The organism is Streptomyces sp. bgisy159, from assembly GCF_965341775.1.
Taxonomy (GTDB): domain Bacteria; phylum Actinomycetota; class Actinomycetes; order Streptomycetales; family Streptomycetaceae; genus Streptomyces.
This window is the reverse complement of the sequence record NZ_CBDQZH010000002.1, coordinates 334,507-351,048: the sequence shown is the minus strand read 5'-3', so window position 1 is coordinate 351,048 and position 16,542 is coordinate 334,507. Positions and strand designations below refer to the sequence as shown.

16 protein-coding genes and 1 pseudogene are annotated in these 16,542 nt (G+C 70.5%); 14 read left to right on the top strand and 3 right to left on the bottom strand.

Features of this window, described 5'->3' with window-relative positions:
- The first annotated feature begins 7 nt into the window (after positions 1–7).
- Positions 8–658, top strand: coding sequence for a hypothetical protein (locus tag ACSLTV_RS03710; RefSeq protein WP_432134322.1), 651 nt, complete (start codon positions 8–10; stop codon positions 656–658).
- 57 nt (positions 659–715) lie between these two features.
- Positions 716–1,411 (top strand): demethylmenaquinone methyltransferase, encoded by a 696-nt coding sequence (locus ACSLTV_RS03705; RefSeq protein WP_432134321.1) that lies wholly within the window; start codon positions 716–718, stop codon positions 1,409–1,411.
- A gap of 44 nt (positions 1,412–1,455) precedes the next feature.
- On the opposite strand, the gene ACSLTV_RS03700 is transcribed toward ACSLTV_RS03705, so the two are convergent.
- Together ACSLTV_RS03700 and ACSLTV_RS03695 are read right to left on the bottom strand one after the other, a co-directional pair.
- A complete protein-coding gene (locus ACSLTV_RS03700; protein ID WP_432134320.1) occupies positions 1,456–1,770 on the bottom strand; it encodes a PASTA domain-containing protein in 315 nt (104 codons plus the stop codon).
- A 292-nt stretch (positions 1,771–2,062) separates the two neighbouring features.
- Positions 2,063–2,593 (bottom strand): annotated as a pseudogene (locus tag ACSLTV_RS03695) (GNAT family N-acetyltransferase); the annotation flags it as partial.
- A 71-nt stretch (positions 2,594–2,664) separates the two neighbouring features.
- On the opposite strand from ACSLTV_RS03695, the gene ACSLTV_RS03690 reads away from it, so the two are divergent.
- On the top strand, positions 2,665–3,960 hold the full coding sequence (locus ACSLTV_RS03690; protein ID WP_432134319.1) for a geranylgeranyl reductase family protein: 1,296 nt from the start codon (positions 2,665–2,667) through the stop codon (positions 3,958–3,960).
- A 120-nt stretch (positions 3,961–4,080) separates the two neighbouring features.
- On the opposite strand, the gene ACSLTV_RS03685 is transcribed toward ACSLTV_RS03690, so the two are convergent.
- Complete coding sequence (locus tag ACSLTV_RS03685) at positions 4,081–4,908, bottom strand: C40 family peptidase (protein WP_432134318.1); 828 nt, start codon at positions 4,906–4,908, stop codon at positions 4,081–4,083.
- A 737-nt stretch (positions 4,909–5,645) separates the two neighbouring features.
- On the opposite strand from ACSLTV_RS03685, the gene ACSLTV_RS03680 reads away from it, so the two are divergent.
- Genes ACSLTV_RS03680 through nuoK form a run of 11 tightly spaced genes read left to right on the top strand, consistent with a single transcriptional unit; the run spans position 5,646 to position 16,542 of the window.
- Entirely contained in the window at positions 5,646–6,005 is a 360-nt protein-coding gene (locus ACSLTV_RS03680) for an NADH-quinone oxidoreductase subunit A (RefSeq protein ID WP_007383963.1), read from the top strand.
- A 15-nt stretch (positions 6,006–6,020) separates the two neighbouring features.
- Positions 6,021–6,575, top strand: coding sequence for a NuoB/complex I 20 kDa subunit family protein (locus ACSLTV_RS03675; protein WP_055635348.1), 555 nt, complete (start codon positions 6,021–6,023; stop codon positions 6,573–6,575).
- Positions 6,572–7,315 (top strand): NADH-quinone oxidoreductase subunit C, encoded by a 744-nt coding sequence (locus tag ACSLTV_RS03670; RefSeq protein WP_432134317.1) that lies wholly within the window; start codon positions 6,572–6,574, stop codon positions 7,313–7,315. Before ACSLTV_RS03675 ends, ACSLTV_RS03670 begins: the two co-directional genes overlap by 4 nt.
- A 55-nt stretch (positions 7,316–7,370) precedes the next feature.
- Positions 7,371–8,687, top strand: a complete 1,317-nt coding sequence (locus ACSLTV_RS03665; RefSeq protein ID WP_432134316.1) for an NADH-quinone oxidoreductase subunit D — start codon at positions 7,371–7,373, stop codon at positions 8,685–8,687.
- Complete coding sequence (gene nuoE, locus ACSLTV_RS03660; RefSeq protein WP_435611604.1) at positions 8,684–9,556, top strand: NADH-quinone oxidoreductase subunit NuoE; 873 nt, start codon at positions 8,684–8,686, stop codon at positions 9,554–9,556. Before ACSLTV_RS03665 ends, nuoE begins: the two co-directional genes overlap by 4 nt.
- A complete protein-coding gene (gene nuoF, locus ACSLTV_RS03655; RefSeq protein ID WP_432155492.1) occupies positions 9,556–10,902 on the top strand; it encodes an NADH-quinone oxidoreductase subunit NuoF in 1,347 nt (448 codons plus the stop codon). Before nuoE ends, nuoF begins: the two co-directional genes overlap by 1 nt.
- Entirely contained in the window at positions 10,899–13,403 is a 2,505-nt protein-coding gene (locus ACSLTV_RS03650) for an NADH-quinone oxidoreductase subunit G (protein ID WP_435611603.1), read from the top strand. The genes nuoF and ACSLTV_RS03650 overlap by 4 nt, the downstream gene beginning before the upstream one ends.
- On the top strand, positions 13,400–14,764 hold the full coding sequence (gene nuoH, locus ACSLTV_RS03645) for an NADH-quinone oxidoreductase subunit NuoH (RefSeq protein ID WP_432134312.1): 1,365 nt from the start codon (positions 13,400–13,402) through the stop codon (positions 14,762–14,764). Before ACSLTV_RS03650 ends, nuoH begins: the two co-directional genes overlap by 4 nt.
- Entirely contained in the window at positions 14,757–15,407 is a 651-nt protein-coding gene (nuoI, locus tag ACSLTV_RS03640; protein ID WP_432134311.1) for an NADH-quinone oxidoreductase subunit NuoI, read from the top strand. The genes nuoH and nuoI overlap by 8 nt, the downstream gene beginning before the upstream one ends.
- Positions 15,404–16,246: an NADH-quinone oxidoreductase subunit J gene (locus tag ACSLTV_RS03635; RefSeq protein ID WP_432134310.1), complete on the top strand. Its 843-nt coding sequence runs from the start codon at positions 15,404–15,406 to the stop codon at positions 16,244–16,246. The genes nuoI and ACSLTV_RS03635 overlap by 4 nt, the downstream gene beginning before the upstream one ends.
- Positions 16,243–16,542, top strand: a complete 300-nt coding sequence (gene nuoK / locus ACSLTV_RS03630; protein WP_432134309.1) for an NADH-quinone oxidoreductase subunit NuoK — start codon at positions 16,243–16,245, stop codon at positions 16,540–16,542. The genes ACSLTV_RS03635 and nuoK overlap by 4 nt, the downstream gene beginning before the upstream one ends.

Below are 16,542 nucleotides of genomic sequence, written 5' to 3'. Positions count from 1 at the left end.
GCCCCCGTTGCCGACGATCCACACCGCCGGTCTGCTGCTCTTCGGCGACCGGCAGGGCTCGGCGCTGCCCGGCGGCGCCGTCCTGGTCGCGGGGCGGGGCAGCGGGACCGTGGGGCCGTACGAGGAGTTGGCGCGGGCGCATCCGGACGCCCGGGTGCGCCGCTGGCCGGGCCTGATCGCGCCGGGGCTGGTCAATCCGTACGGTCCCGAACTGCTGGAGGGGGCCTACCACCCCGACCCGCGTGAGGCCGGCGAACTGGGCACCGAGCCGATCTCCGGCGCGGCGCTGGCCGCCCTGCCCATGACCGACGCCCGCTGGGGTGCGAGCGCGCGGCGCGGGGTGCAGCGGATGCTGGCCCACGGGACCGTGGCGGTGGCGGGCGCCCTGTGGCGGCCCGCCGTGCTGGACGCCGTGCACCGGGCGGGGTTGAGGGCCGAGGAGCGCCTGGAGGTGCCGCCGGGGCCGCCGGCTCTGGACCCGCTGGCCGGGCGGTCGCGACTGGCGGAGGCGGTGCTCACGCCGCTGAGCCCGCACGCCGGCGTCCTCTTCGGCTTCGCCGTCTTCGACGCGCCCGACGAGGCGGCGCTGCTGGAGCGCGGCGCCGGGTGCTGTGTGGCGACGGTGCTGGGCGGCCGGCTGGTGCACCGGCGACGCTAGGCGCGCTGTCCGGGGGCGGAACCCGCTCCGGTGGGGCCGTACTGCCACAATGAACCGGTGACCCGCGCATCCCTGGACAAGCAGCCGCACGAAGTCGCCTCGATGTTCGACAACGTGGCGGAACGGTACGACCTGACCAACGACGTGCTGTCCCTGGGACAGGACCGGCGCTGGCGCAAGGAGGTGGCGAGAGCCGTCGACGCCCGCCCCGCGCAGAAGGTCCTCGACCTGGCCGCCGGCACCGCGACCTCCTCCCTGCCGTTCGCGCGGACCGGCGCGTACGTCGTCCCCTGCGACTTCTCGCTCGGCATGCTCCAGGTCGGCAAGCGCAGGCACACCTGGCTGCCGTTCACGGCCGGCGACGCGACCCGGCTGCCGTTCAGGGACGACACCTTCGACGCCGTGACCATCTCCTTCGGGCTGCGCAACGTGCAGGACTTCGACGCGGCCCTGCGTGAGATGCACCGGGTGACGCGGCCCGGCGGACGCGTGGTGATCTGCGAGTTCTCGCACCCGACCTGGGAGCCCTTCCGCACCGTCTACACCGAGTACCTGATGCGCGCCCTGCCGCCGGTGGCGCGCGCCGTGTCGTCGAACCCGGACGCCTACGTCTATCTCGCCGAGTCCATCCGCGCCTGGCCCGACCAGCCGGCCCTCGCCGAGCGGCTGCGCAAGGCGGGCTGGTCGAAGGTCGCGTGGCGCAACCTCAGCGGGGGCGTGGTGGCCCTGCATCGGGGCTTCAAGGAGAGCTGAGCCGGTCCGTCCGCCGCCGGTTCAGGACTCCGGTGCCGGTCCGGTCAGCCGGCGATCGTCTCGCAGGTGTCCCCGGGCCGGTCCAGCTCGCGCTGGAGTCCGCCGCCGCCCGGCCTCGGCACCCGCGGCTCGCGTACGCCCGCCCCGCCGCCGCCCTCCCCTTCACCGAAGTCGAACCAGACGGTGACGACGGCGCCGCGCGGCACCTCGGCCCCCGGCGGCGGGTACTGCCGTACGACGTGCTCGACCACGGCGCGCCCGACGTCGGGCCGGTCCGCGGCGGCCAGGAGAACCCCGTGGGCCTGGGCCGACTCGCGCGCGTCCAGGGCCATCAGACCGATCAGGCGCGGCACGCGCACCTCGGGTGTTGTGGGCGGTATGAGCACGGATGTCACCCCCAGCGGTACTGGCAGGGTATCCGCCCGGGGTGCCGCCCGGAAGCGCCAAGTGTCTTTCTGTGACAGTCGATTACACGGCGTCACCGGAGGATCCGGCGCCCGCCCCGGCGGAGGGGGCCGGGGACGGCGAAGGGGCCGGGGACGGTGAGAGGACGGGGGGCGGCGAGAGGACGGGCGACGGCGCGGGGGCCAAGGACGGCGAGAGGACCGGGGATGCCGAGGCCGCGGCCGGCGTCGAGGGCGTGGCGGAGGCCAGGTCCAGCCGGTAGCAGTGCGCCTCCTGCCCGGAGTCCGGCGACGTGAACCGCTCGGCCGGCCGCATCCCGAGCCGCCGGGTGACCTCTATGGAGCGGGCGTTGCGCGCGTTGACGACGGCCACGACGCCGGGTACCCCGGCCTCCCGCACCCGCTCCAGCGTCATCCGGGCGGCGGCCGTGACGTACCCCTGGCCCCAGTGTTCCCGCCCGAGCCGCCAGCCGATCTCGATCTCGCCGACCGGCCCCCAGTCCCGGGGCCACGGCTGGGCGCCGGTGAAGCCCAGAACCCGCTCCGACTCGTCCAGCACCGTCCACAGGCAGAACCCCAGCTGGGCGTCGTGCCGGCGCTGGCGGGCGGTGAGCTCCTCGTAGACGGACAGCTCCGCCGGCCTGCCGCCGTGGAACTCCATGACGTCCGGGTGGGCGAAGATCCGGTGCCAGGCCACCGCGTCCTCGTCGGTGGGAACACGCAGCCGTACTACGGGGAGAGCTCGGTTCACGGGGCAGCCCTTCAGCCGGGTGATCAATTCTGCTGCATAGACTGCCCATGTCCAGTGCCGGTCGGCACGCAGATTTCGAACGTTGGGGAGATCCCGCCGTGACCGTCGTGACTGAGCCCCTCTCCGAAAACACCGCCGATGTCATCGTGGTCGGCGCGGGACCGGCCGGCTCCACGACGGCCTACCACCTCGCCAAGTCCGGCCTCGACGTCCTGCTGTTGGAGAAAACCGAGTTCCCGCGCGAGAAGGTCTGCGGCGACGGCCTCACCCCGCGCGCGGTCAAGCAGCTGGTGGCCATGGGCATCGACGTCTCCGAGGAGGCCGGCTGGCTGCGCAACAAGGGACTGCGGATCATCGGCGGCGGGGTCCGTCTCCAGCTGGACTGGCCGGATCTCGCCTCCTTCCCCGACTACGGCCTGGTCCGCAAGCGCGACGACTTCGACGAGCAACTCGCCCGCCAGGCCCAGAAGGCGGGGGCGCGGCTGTACGAACGCTGCAACGTCTCCGGGCCGATCGTCGACGACCGCACCGGCCGCATCACGGGCGTCACCGCCAAGCTGGGCGAGGACAAGCGCGAGGTCACCTTCCACGCGCCGCTGGTGGTCGCCGCCGACGGCAACTCCACCCGGCTGTCGCTGGCGATGGGCCTGCACCGCCGCGAGGACCGCCCGATGGGCGTCGCGGTCCGTACGTACTTCACGTCCCCGCGCCACGACGACGACTACCTGGAGTCCTGGCTGGAGCTGTGGGACCGCCGGGGCCCGGGCGAGGACCGGCTGCTGCCCGGCTACGGCTGGATCTTCGGCATGGGCGACGGCACGTCCAACGTGGGTCTCGGCGTCCTCAACACCTCCGACTCCTTCAAGGAGCTGGACTGGCGCGAGGTGCTCAAGGCCTGGTGCGCGTCCATGCCGGAGGACTGGGGCTACACCCCCGAGAACATGACCGGCCCGATCCGCGGCGCCGCCCTGCCCATGGCCTTCAACCGCAAGCCGCACTACACCAAGGGCCTGCTGCTGGTCGGCGATGCCGGTGGCCTGGTCAACCCCTTCAACGGCGAGGGCATCGCCTACGCCATGGAGTCCGGGCAGCTCGCCGCCGACGTCATCGTCCAGGCCCACGCCCGGGCCACCGCCGGCCAGCGCGAACTCGCCCTGCTGCGCTACCCGCAGATCCTGAGGGACACCTACGGCGGCTACTACACGCTCGGCCGCGCCTTCGTGAAGCTCATCGGCAACCCGAGGGTCATGAAGATCGCCGCCCAGCGCGGGCTGACCCACCCCGTGCTGATGAAGTTCACCCTCAAGCTGCTGGCCAACCTCACCGACCCGACCGGCGGCGACGCGATGGACCGCGTCATCAACGGGCTGAGCAAGGTGGCCCCGAAGGCGTAGTCCTCCGGAGGCGCAGTCCTCCGGGAAACAGCCGGAAGGGCCTCGGCCGCTGAGCGGCCAAGGCCCTTCGCCGACGCCTGTGGCGCCGAACGCCTGTGGCGTCGACAGGTTGTGGCGCCGTCAGAGCACCCGCACCGCGCCCGACGCCGGGTAACCGGACAGGTCCTGGATGACGACGCCCTTGGAGGGGTTGGCCGCGTCCAGGTACTGGCCGTTGCCCACGTAGACGGCGACGTGGTACGCCGAGCCCTTGGCGCCCCAGTAGAGGATGTCGCCGACCTGGAGGTTGGACAGGGACACCTCGGTGCCCCGCGTGGACTGGTCCTGCGAGACGCGCGGCAGGTCGACCCCGACCTGCCGGAAGGCGGCCTGGACCAGGCTGGAGCAGTCCCACGCGTTGGGGCCGGTCGCGCCCAGCACGTAGGCGTCGCCCAGCTGCGCCTTCAGGAAGGAGATGACCGTGGCCACGCTGCCGCTGGCGGGCGCGCTGACGGTCGTGTTCGACGAGGCGGACAGGGTGGCCCGCTCCGCGCTGCGCGCGGCCCGCTCGGCGGCGGCCTTGCGGGCGTCCTCGGCGGCCTGCTTGCGCGCCTCCGCCTTCTTCGCCTCGGCGAGGTCCTTCGCGGCCTGCTCGGCCGCTGCCGCTGCCGCCGCGTCACGCTCGGCCTGCAGCTGGTAGTTCGCGGCGGCCTGCTCCATGGCCGCGGCGGACTCGGCGACCTGAGCGCTCAGGTCCGCCGTCAGCGTGGGCAGTTCCAGCGTCTGCGTCACCGGCTCGGCCGCGTTCGCCGCGGTGGACGCGCCGGCCACGCCGACGGTGCTGAGGATGCCACCGGCCACGCCCGCCCGCATCGCGATCGTCGACGCGCTGCGAGGGCGGGGCTTCCGGTGGCTACGTATGTGAGCGGTGTGGGACATGGGTACAAGCGGTACCAGGGGCTGCTCCATACCTTCAAGAAACGTGTGCTGCGCCACAATTGTTCAATCGACCGCCCAACTCCCGGTCCGCAGCTTCTTTATTGACGCCTTAACGGACATTGCGGACTCTGGTGATCATGCCTGTGATCATGGGCTTTCGTCGTTACGTCCCAATTGCCCCGCGCTTACCACCGGTGAGGGTGGTTGGCCAAGCCCGGCTTTCTCGCGGCCCGTGCGAATGTGTCCGAGGTCACGGAACGGTTACCGGCGGGGCTGCGTCTCGCGCGGCGTATCGCGCCGCATGCCGCGCTCGTGAACGTGTGCACACGCTCCTGCCCGGCTCGCCTCCGTCCACACCTGTCGCCCGGCTCCCTCCGGGGTGTGAACGCGCTCCTCTATCAAGGGCCGATGTCCAAGGCCAATTTGCATGCGCCGGAACCATCTTGATATGGAGACGCCCCTCCCGAGCTGCGGCGATGAACAAAAATGTCACTTGTTGTGACCACTCTGACGCTTCGCGTGCGAAGATCACCGCTGATATGACTTCATGATCCTTCGTCAGGTGGCAGAGATCACAAAGCTCAGGTAATACCCCGTGTCGCAGATCACAGAGCCTCGGGCATAAGATGCGTGGCAGTTGGGCTTGTGACCTGCTTCACATGTTCTCGATCTTCGCCGGGACGGGCGGGGTTCGTGGGGCAGTTGAGGCGGACCGCGGGCCCGCAGAACCGCCACCAGTCAGTGCCGACTGAAGGGAGCGAGGAGCGGTGAACGCGTATGCGCCCATCCTCGTACTGGGAGCCCTCGGGGCAGGCTTTGCGATCTTCTCCGTGGTGATGGCCACGCTGATCGGTCCGAAGCGGTACAACCGCGCCAAGCTTGAGGCCTACGAGTGCGGCATCGAGCCGACCCCCACGCCGGCCGGCGGCGGGCGCTTCCCCATCAAGTACTACCTGACGGCGATGCTCTTCATCGTCTTCGACATCGAGATCGTCTTCCTCTACCCCTGGGCCGTCACCTTCGACGCCCTGGGTGTTTTCGGGCTCGTGGAGATGCTGCTCTTCGTGCTCACCGTCTTCGTCGCGTACGCGTACGTATGGCGGCGCGGCGGCCTGGAATGGGACTGAGGGGCCTTTAACGACATGGGACTCGAAGAAAAGCTGCCGAGCGGCTTCCTGCTGACCACCGTCGAGCAGGCCGCGGGCTGGGTGCGCAAGGCGTCCGTCTTCCCCGCCACCTTCGGCCTGGCCTGCTGCGCCATCGAGATGATGACCACCGGCGCCGGACGGTACGACCTGGCGCGCTTCGGCATGGAGGTCTTCCGCGGTTCGCCGCGCCAGGCCGACCTCATGATCGTCGCGGGCCGGGTCAGCCAGAAGATGGCGCCGGTACTCAGGCAGGTCTACGACCAGATGCCCAACCCGAAGTGGGTCATCTCCATGGGCGTGTGCGCCTCCTCCGGCGGCATGTTCAACAACTACGCGATCGTCCAGGGCGTCGACCACATCGTCCCGGTCGACATCTACCTCCCCGGCTGCCCGCCACGGCCGGAGATGCTGATGGACGCGATCCTCAAGCTGCACCACAAGATCCAGAACTCCAAGCTGGGCGTGAACGCCGAGGAGGCGGCCCGCGAGGCGGAGGAAGCGGCGCTCAAGGCCCTGCCCACCATCGAGATGAAGGGGCTGCTGCGGTGAGTGACGCCAACGGCGCGGGCGGCGCCAACCCCGAGAAGGACCTCAGCGCCTCGAACCTGCCGGGCCAGCGCGGCCAGGGCGGCGAGGAGATCCGCGTCCAGCGCGGCATGTTCGGCGCCGCTGACGGCGGCGACACCTCCGGCTACGGCGGACTGGTCCGCTCCGTCCGACTCCCCGGCCCGGCGAGCCGCCCCTACGGCGGCTGGTTCGACGAGGTCGCCGACGAGCTGGAGGGCGCCCTGGAGGAACAGGGCCTGCTGCCCGGCAACGCCATCGAGAAGACGGTCGTCGACCGCGACGAGCTCACCTTCCACATCGAACGCGAGCACCTGGTCCGCGTCGCCCGGACCCTGCGCGACGACCCCGCCCTGCGCTTCGAACTGTGCACCGGCGTCAGCGGCGTCCACTACCCGCACGACAAGGGCCGCGAGCTGCACGCCGTCTACCACCTGCGCTCGATCACCCACAACCGGCTGATCCGCCTGGAGGTCAGCGCCCCGGACGGCGACCGTCACATCCCGTCGCTGGTCTCCGTCTACCCGACCAACGACTGGCACGAGCGTGAGACCTACGACTTCTTCGGGATCGTCTTCGACGGCCACCCGGCCCTCACGCGGATCATGATGCCGGACGACTGGCAGGGCCACCCGCAGCGCAAGGACTACCCGCTCGGCGGCATTCCCGTCGAGTACAAGGGCGCGCAGATCCCGGCCCCGGACCAGCGGAGGTCGTACTCGTGAGTGCCCACCCGTCGCCCGGCCACCACCCCTCAACGACTCCCCTCGGGAGGCAGTCATGAGCAGCGCTTCCCCTCGGGAGACCACCGAGGGCACCGTCTACACGGTCACCGGTGGCGACTGGGACGAGGTCGTCCAGTCCGCGGCCCGCGCCGACGACGAACGCATCGTCGTCAACATGGGCCCCCAGCACCCCTCCACCCACGGGGTGCTCCGCCTGATCCTGGAGATCGAGGGCGAGACCGTCACCGAGGCCCGGTGCGGCATCGGCTACCTGCACACCGGCATCGAGAAGAACCTGGAATTCCGCACGTGGACGCAGGGCACCACCTTCGTCACGCGCATGGACTACCTGACGTCCTTCTTCAACGAGACCGCCTACTGCCTCGCCGTCGAGAAGCTCCTCGGCATCGAGGACCAGATCACCGAGCGCGCCGAGATCATCCGGGTGCTCCTGATGGAGCTGAACCGGCTCTCCTCCCACCTGGTGTGCATCGCCACCGGCGGCATGGAGCTCGGCGCGACCACGATCATGATCTACGGGTTCCGCGACCGCGAGATGATCCTCGACCTCTACGAGCTGATCACCGGCCTGCGCATGAACCACGCGTACATCCGGCCCGGCGGACTCGCCCAGGACCTGCCGCCCGGCGCGGTGGACCAGATCCGCGAGTTCGTGAAGAAGATGAAGAAGAACCTCCCGGAGTACGACAAGCTCGCCACCGGGAACCCCATCTTCAAGGCCCGCATGCAGGACGTCGGCTACCTGGACCTGGCCGGCTGCATGGCCCTCGGCGCCACCGGCCCGATCCTGCGCTCCACGGGCCTGCCCCACGACCTGCGCAAGACACAGCCCTACTGCGGTTACGAGACCTACGACTTCGAGGTGCCGACCGCCGACAGCTGTGACTCCTACGGCCGCTTCCTGATCCGGCTGGAGGAGATGCGCCAGTCGCTCAGGATCGTCGAGCAGTGCCTGGACCGGCTCCAGCCCGGCCCGGTCATGGTCGCCGACAAGAAGATCGCCTGGCCCGCCCAGCTCGCCCTGGGACCGGACGGGCTCGGCAACTCCCTCGACCACATCAAGAAGATCATGGGCACCTCCATGGAGGCCCTGATCCACCACTTCAAGCTGGTGACCGAAGGCTTCCGCGTACCGCCGGGACAGGCGTACGCGGCCGTCGAGTCGCCCAAGGGAGAACTCGGTGTGCACGCCGTCTCCGACGGCGGCACCCGGCCCTTCCGGGTCCACTTCCGCGACCCGTCGTTCACCAATCTGCAGGCCATGGCGGCGATGTGCGAGGGCGGCCAGGTCGCCGACGTCATCGTCGCCGTCGCGTCCATCGACCCCGTGATGGGAGGCGTCGACCGGTGACCACCTCATCTTCGGACCGCGGCGTCGGACTGGGCATGCCCGAGCTGCCCGCACCCGCGTACCCGGACGACGTCCGGACCCGGCTGGAGGAGGACGCGCGCGAGATCATCGCCCGCTACCCCGACTCCCGGTCCGCGCTCCTGCCGTTGCTGCACCTCGTGCAGTCGGAGGAGGGACATGTCACGCGGACCGGGATGCGGTTCTGCGCGGACATGCTCGGCCTGACCACCGCCGAGGTCACCGCCGTCGCCACCTTCTACACCATGTACCGGCGCAAGCCGTCCGGTGAATACCAGGTCGGCGTGTGCACCAACACGCTGTGCGCCGTGATGGGCGGCGACGCGATCTTCGAGGAGCTCCAGGAGCACCTGGGCGTCGGCAACGGCGAGACCACCGACGACGGCAAGATCACCCTGGAGCACATCGAGTGCAACGCGGCCTGCGACTACGCGCCGGTCGTGATGGTCAACTGGGAGTTCTTCGACAACCAGACCCCGCAGAGCGTCAGGCGGCTGGTGGACGACCTGCGCACCGGCAGGACCGTCTCGCCGACCCGCGGGGCGCCGCTGTGCACCTTCAAGGAGACCTCGCGGATCCTGGCCGGCTTCCCCGACGAGCGGGACGGGGCCGTCGAGGCGAGCGGGAGTGCGGGACCGCCGTCACTGGTGGGCCTCCGCCTGGCCAGGGGCGAGACCGCACCCGCGCGCGTGGTCCATCCACGCGACGGCGGTCCGCACGAGGGGCCGCGGGACGGCACGGTGCACGAGCCGTCGCCGACCGAGCACCTCAGTTCGCATGACGCGCCGCAGGACACATCGGCCTCCGACCCCGCCCACCCGGCCGGGCCCACCGCCGAGGAGGGGGAGTGATGACCTTGGCACCCGAGCTGAAAGACACCGGCCCCGAGAAGCTGCTCGCACCCGTGCTGTCGGCCTTCTGGGACGAGGACCGGTCCTGGTCGCTCGACGTCTACCGACGGCACGAGGGGTACGAGGGACTCCGCAAGGCGCTCGCCATGTCACCGGACGACGTGATCGCGTACGTCAAGGACAGCGGACTGCGCGGGCGCGGCGGCGCGGGATTCCCGACGGGGATGAAATGGCAGTTCATCCCCCAGGGAGACGGAAAACCACACTATCTGGTTGTCAACGCCGACGAGTCGGAGCCCGGGACGTGCAAGGACATCCCGCTCCTCTTCGCGAACCCGCACAGCCTCATCGAGGGCATCGTCATCGCGTGTCACGCCATCAGGTCCTCGCACGCCTTCATCTACCTGCGGGGCGAGGTCGTCCCCGTTCTGCGGCGGTTGCACGAGGCCGTGCGCGAGGCCTACGCGGCGGGCTACCTCGGCGAGAACATCCTGGGCAGCGGACTCGACCTGACCCTCACCGTGCACGCCGGCGCCGGCGCGTACATCTGCGGTGAGGAGACCGCGCTGCTGGACTCCCTCGAAGGCCGCCGTGGTCAACCGCGGCTGCGTCCCCCCTTCCCTGCGGTGGCGGGCCTCTACGCGTGCCCGACTGTTGTGAACAACGTCGAGTCGATCGCGTCGGTTCCCGCGATCCTGCACCGGGGCAAGGACTGGTTCCGGTCGATGGGAACCGAGAAGTCGCCCGGCTTCACGCTCTACTCCCTCAGCGGCCACGTCGCCAGCCCCGGCCAGTACGAGGCACCCCTCGGCATCACCCTGCGCCAACTGCTGGAGATGAGCGGCGGCATGCGCCCCGGCCACCGCCTGAAGTTCTGGACGCCGGGCGGCTCCTCGACCCCGATGTTCACCGACGAGCACCTCGACGTCCCCCTCGACTACGAAGGGGTGGGCGCCGCGGGCTCCATGCTCGGCACGAAGGCACTCCAGTGCTTCGACGAGACGACCTGCGTGGTGCGGGCCGTGACCCGCTGGACCGAGTTCTACGCCCACGAGTCCTGCGGCAAGTGCACGCCCTGCCGCGAAGGCACCTACTGGCTGGTGCAGCTGCTGCGGGACATCGAGGCCGGCAAGGGCGCCATGGCCGACCTCGACAAGCTCAACGACATCGCCGACAACATCAACGGCAAGTCCTTCTGCGCCCTCGGCGACGGCGCCGCCTCGCCGATCTTCTCCTCGCTCAAGTACTTCCGCGAGGAGTACGAGCAGCACATCACGGGCCGCGGCTGCCCCTTCGACCCGGCCAAGTCGACGGCCTGGGCCGACCGTACGGAGGTGAACGCATGACAGTGACCAGCAGCGCTCCCTCCGGGAGCGGCGAGGCGGCGGTCCCGCCGGAAGACCTGGTGACGCTGACGATCGACGGTGCCGAGATCAGCGTGCCCAAGGGCACCCTGGTCATCCGGGCCGCCGAGGAACTCGGCATCGAGATCCCCCGGTTCTGTGACCACCCGGCCCTCGACCCCGCCGGCGCCTGCCGCCAGTGCATCGTGGAGGTGGAGGGCCAGCGCAAGCCGATGGCGTCCTGCACCATCACCTGCACCGACGGCATGGTGGTGAAGACCCAGCTCACCTCGCCGGTCGCCGAGAAGGCCCAGAAGGGTGTGATGGAGCTCCTGCTCATCAACCACCCGCTGGACTGCCCGGTCTGCGACAAGGGCGGCGAGTGCCCCCTGCAGAACCAGGCGATGTCGCACGGCAACGCCGAGTCCCGCTTCGAAGGCCGCAAGCGGACCTACGAGAAGCCGGTGCCCATCTCCACCCAGGTGCTGCTCGACCGCGAGCGGTGCGTGCTGTGCGCCCGCTGTACCCGCTTCTCCAACCAGATCGCCGGCGACCCGATGATCGAGCTGATCGAGCGGGGCGCGCTCCAGCAGGTCGGCACCGGCGAGGGCGACCCCTTCGAGTCGTACTTCTCCGGGAACACCATCCAGATCTGCCCGGTCGGCGCCCTCACCTCCGCGGCCTACCGGTTCCGCTCCCGCCCCTTCGACCTGGTCTCCTCGCCGTCGGTCTGCGAACACTGCTCCGGCGGCTGCGCCACCCGCACCGACCACCGGCGCGGCAAGGTCATGCGGCGGCTCGCCGCCGACGACCCCGAGGTCAACGAGGAGTGGATCTGCGACAAGGGCCGCTTCGCGTTCCGCTACGCGCAGCAGAGGGACCGCCTGCAGACGCCGCTGATCCGCAACGCGGAAGGCGAGCTGGAGCCGGCGTCCTGGCCGGAGGCGCTGCAGATCGCCGCCCAGGGCCTGCTGGCCTCGCGCGGCCGCACCGGTGTGCTGACCGGCGGCCGGCTCACCGTGGAGGACGTCTACGCGTACAGCAAGTTCACGCGCGTGGCGCTCGACTCCAACGACATCGACTTCCGCGCGCGCGTGCACAGCGGTGAGGAGGCCGACTTCCTCGCCGCCCGGGTCGCCGGACACGGCCGTGACCTCGACGGTACGGGCCTGACGTACTCCGCTCTGGAGAAGGCACCCGCCGTCCTCCTCGTCGGGTTCGAGTCCGAGGAGGAGGCACCCGGCGTCTTCCTCCGGCTGCGCAAGGCCTGGCGCAAGCGCGGCATGCAGGTGTTCTCGCTGGCCACGCACGCCACCCGAGGCCTGGAGAAGGCGGGCGGCACCCTGCTGCCGGCCGCTCCCGGCACCGAGACCGAGTGGCTGGACGCCCTGGCCGGCGGAGTCGGCCTGGACGAGGCGGGCACCCGGGCGTCCGAGGGGCTGCGCGCCCAGGGCGCCGCGATCGTCGTGGGAGAGCGGCTGGCCGCCGTGCCCGGTGGGCTCACGGCCGCGCTGCGGGCCGCGCGGTCGACCGGTGCCGGGCTGGTGTGGATCCCGCGCCGGGCCGGCGAGCGGGCCGCGGTCGAGGCGGGCGCGCTGCCGTCGCTGCTGCCGGGCGGCCGTCCGGCCACCGACCCGCGCGCGCGTGAGGAGGTCGCCGCCGCCTGGGGCGTCGCCGAACTCCCGCACCGCTACGGCCGCGACACCGGCCAGATCATCGAGGCCGCCGTGGGCGGCGAACTGCAGGCGCTGGTCGTGGCCGGCGTCGAGATCGCCGACCTCCCGGATCCGGCACGCGCGCGTGCGGCGCTGGACGAGGTGGGCTTCCTGGTGTCGCTGGAGCTGAGGCCCGGCGAGGTCACCGAGCGCGCCGACGTCGTACTGCCGGTGGCCGCGGTGCCGGAGAAGGCCGGGGCCTTCCTCAACTGGGAGGGCAGGGTGCGGTTCTTCGACGCCGCACTCAAACCGGAGCAGATGACCCGGCGCCTCGCGCCCACCGACGGGCGCGTGCTGCAGATGCTCGCCGACGCCATGGACATCCATCTGGGCCTGCCGGACCTGCGCACCACGCGCGCGGAGATCGACCGGCTCGGCCTGTGGGACGGCGCCCGCGCCACCGAACCGGTGGAGGGCGCGGCCGCGCTGCCGCGGCCCGCGGCCGGTGAGGCGGTGCTGGCCGGACACCGGCTGCTGCTCGACCAGGGCGTCCTGCAGGAGGGCGACGAGGCGCTCGCCGGGACCCGGCACGCCGCACACGCACGCGTGTCGGCCGCCACGGCCGCCGAGGCGGGCGTCAAGGACGGTGATCTGCTGGCCGTGACCGGGCCGGCCGGTGAGGTCCGGCTCCCGCTCCAGGTCACCGAGATGCCGGACCGGGTGGTCTGGCTGCCGCTGAACTCCGCCGGCGGGGGCGTCGCCTCCGACACCGGCGCGGTCCCCGGGTCCCTCGTCCGCATCGGCCCGGCCCTGACCGCCGCCGAAGCCCCCCAGGAGGTGGAGGCATGAGCCCGTACCTCGCCGCAGAAGACCTCTCGATGTTCGGCCGCGACCCGTGGTGGCTGGTCGTCATCAAGGCCGTGTTCTGTTTCGCCTTCCTGATGCTGACCGTGCTGTTCTCCATCGTCTGGGAACGCAAGGTCGTCGCCTGGATGCAGCTGCGCATCGGCCCCAACCGGCACGGCCCCTGGGGCATGCTGCAGTCCCTCGCCGACGGCATGAAGCTGATGCTGAAGGAAGACGTCGTCGTCAAGCGCGCCGACAAGGTGGTGTACGTCCTCGCGCCGATCGTCGCGGCCATCCCGGCCTTCATGGCCATCGCCGTGATCCCCTTCGGCCCGGCCGACAACGAGATCTCGATCTTCGGCCACCGCACCACGATGCAGCTCACCGACCTGCCGATCGCGATGCTCTACATCCTCGCGGTGGCCTCGGTGGGCATCTACGGCATCGTGCTCGCCGGGTGGAGCTCCGGGTCGACCTACCCGCTGCTGGGCGGCCTGCGCTCCTGCGCGCAGATGATCTCGTACGAGATCGCCATGGGTGCCGCGTTCGCGTCGGTGTTCCTCTACTCGGGCTCGATGTCGACGTCGACGATCGTGGAGCAGCAGCAGGACCGCTGGTACATCCTCCTGCTGCCGGTCTCCTTCATCCTCTACATCGTCACCATGGTCGGCGAGACCAACCGCGCGCCGTTCGACATGCCGGAGTCCGAGGGCGACCTGGTCGGCGGCTTCAACACCGAGTACTCGTCGATCAAGTTCGCGATGTTCATGCTCGCCGAGTACGTGAACATGGTGACGGTCTCGGCGGTGGCGACCACGCTGTTCCTGGGCGGCTGGCGGGCTCCCTGGCCGGTCAGCACCTTCTGGGAGGGCGCGAACCACGGCTGGTGGCCGATGCTCTGGTTCACGATCAAGGTGCAGCTGCTGCTGTTCGGCTTCATCTGGCTGCGCGGCACCCTGCCCCGGGTCCGCTACGACCAGCTGATGAAGCTCGGCTGGAAGGTCCTGATCCCCGTCTCGGTCGTCTGGCTGATGCTCGTCGCGACGGTGCGGACCCTGCGCAACGAGAACTACGACTTCGCCGACATCGCGCTCTACGTCGGCGGTGGTGTGCTGGTCCTGCTGCTGGTCTCCGTCATCGCCGACATGTTCCGCGAGAAGACCCAGGCGGCCGAGCATGCCGCCGAACCGCCGGCCGCGTTCGACCCGATGGCGGGCGGGTTCCCCGTGCCGCCGCTGCCGGGTCAGGAGCTGCCCCCGGTGCCTAGGCGCCGCCCGAGCCGGGAGCGGGAGCTGATTGTCAGTGGTGGGGCGGACACTGTGAGTGACGGATCGCTGGATGGAAAGGAGGCGTCCGATGGCTGAGGAGCCCAAGGAGAGCGAGCAGTTGAAGCCCGGCTTCATGAACCCCGTCGCCGGGTTCGGCGTGACCTTCAAGGCCATGTTCAAGAAGCGGCTGACCGAGCAGTACCCGGAGCAGAAGAAGACCACGGCTCCGCGGTTCCACGGACGGCACCAGCTCAACCGCCATCCGGACGGCCTGGAGAAGTGCGTCGGCTGCGAGCTGTGCGCCTGGGCCTGCCCGGCCGACGCCATCTACGTCGAGGGCGCGGACAACACCGAGGAGGAGCGCTACTCGCCGGGCGAGCGGTACGGGCGGGTCTACCAGATCAACTACGCCCGCTGCATCCTGTGCGGCCTGTGCATCGAGGCGTGCCCCACGCGCGCGCTCACGATGACCAACGAGTTCGAGCTGGCCGACTCCAGCCGCGCCAACCTCATCTACACCAAGGAGCAGCTGCTCGCCGGGCTCGAAGAGGGCATGGTCGACACGCCGCACGCCATCTACCCGGGCACGGACGAGCAGGACTACTACCGGGGCCTGGTGACGGAGGCCGCGCCGGGCACCGAGCGCCAGGCGGCCGTCTCCAAGGGGGAGGCCCCGCAGGAAGCGGCGGCCGACTCCGGCGAGAACGAGCCCGCCTCGCAGGAGGTGACCGGCCGATGAGCGCACAGCTCGCCGCCTACACCACCTCCACCGGTGAGGCGTTCCAGTTCTGGGTGCTCGGCACCGTCGCGGTGCTCGGCGCGCTGGGCACGGTGCTGATGAGGAAGGCCGTGCACAGCGCGCTCTGCCTGGCCGGCACCATGATCGTCCTGGCGGTCTTCTACCTCGCCAACGGCGCCTACTTCCTGGGCATCGTGCAGATCGTCGTCTACACCGGCGCGATCATGATGCTGTTCCTGTTCGTGGTGATGCTGGTCGGTGTGACCGCCGCGGACTCGCTGAAGGAGACCCTCAAGGGCCAGCGGTGGCTGGCCCTGCTGTGCGGTCTCGGGTTCGCCGTCCTGCTGATCGCGGGCATCGCCAACGCCTCCCTGACGGAGTTCAACGGTCTCGGCCAGGCCAACTCGGGCGGGAACGTGGAGGGGTTGGCCACCCTGCTCTTCACCAAGTACGTCTTCGCCTTCGAGATCACCGGAGCCCTGCTCATCACGGCGGCCGTCGGCGCGATGGTGCTCACCCACCGCGAGCGCACCGAGCGCGCCAGGACCCAGCGGGAACTGGCCGAGCAGCGGGTCCGCGAGGGCAAGCACGTGCCGCCCCTGCCGGCGCCCGGCGTGTACGCGCGGCACAACGCCGTCGACATCGCCGGCCTGCTGCCCGACGGCACCCCGGCGGAGCTCACGGTCAGCAGGACGCTGCGCGAGCGCGGCCAGATCCGCGACGTGTCCGCCGAGGCCCTGAGCGATCTCAAGACGCTGCAGCAGCGCGCCGAGGACCGCCTGGAGCGGACCGAGATCGAGCCGCCGCACTTCCAGCGGACCGAGGAGGCGTCGAAGTGAACCCGGTCAACTACCTGTATCTCGCCGCCCTGCTGTTCAGCATCGGCGCGAGCGGTGTCCTGATCCGGCGCAACGCGATCGTGCTGTTCATGTGCGTCGAGCTGATGCTCAACGCCTGCAACCTCGCGCTCGTCGCCTTCTCCCGGCTGCACGGCAATCTCGACGGCCAGATCATCGCCTTCTTCACGATGGTCGTGGCCGCGGCCGAGGTCGTGGTCGGACTGGCGATCATCGTGTCGGTGTTCCGCGCCCGCCACTCGGCCTCGGTCGACGACGCCAGCCTGATGAAGCTGTAA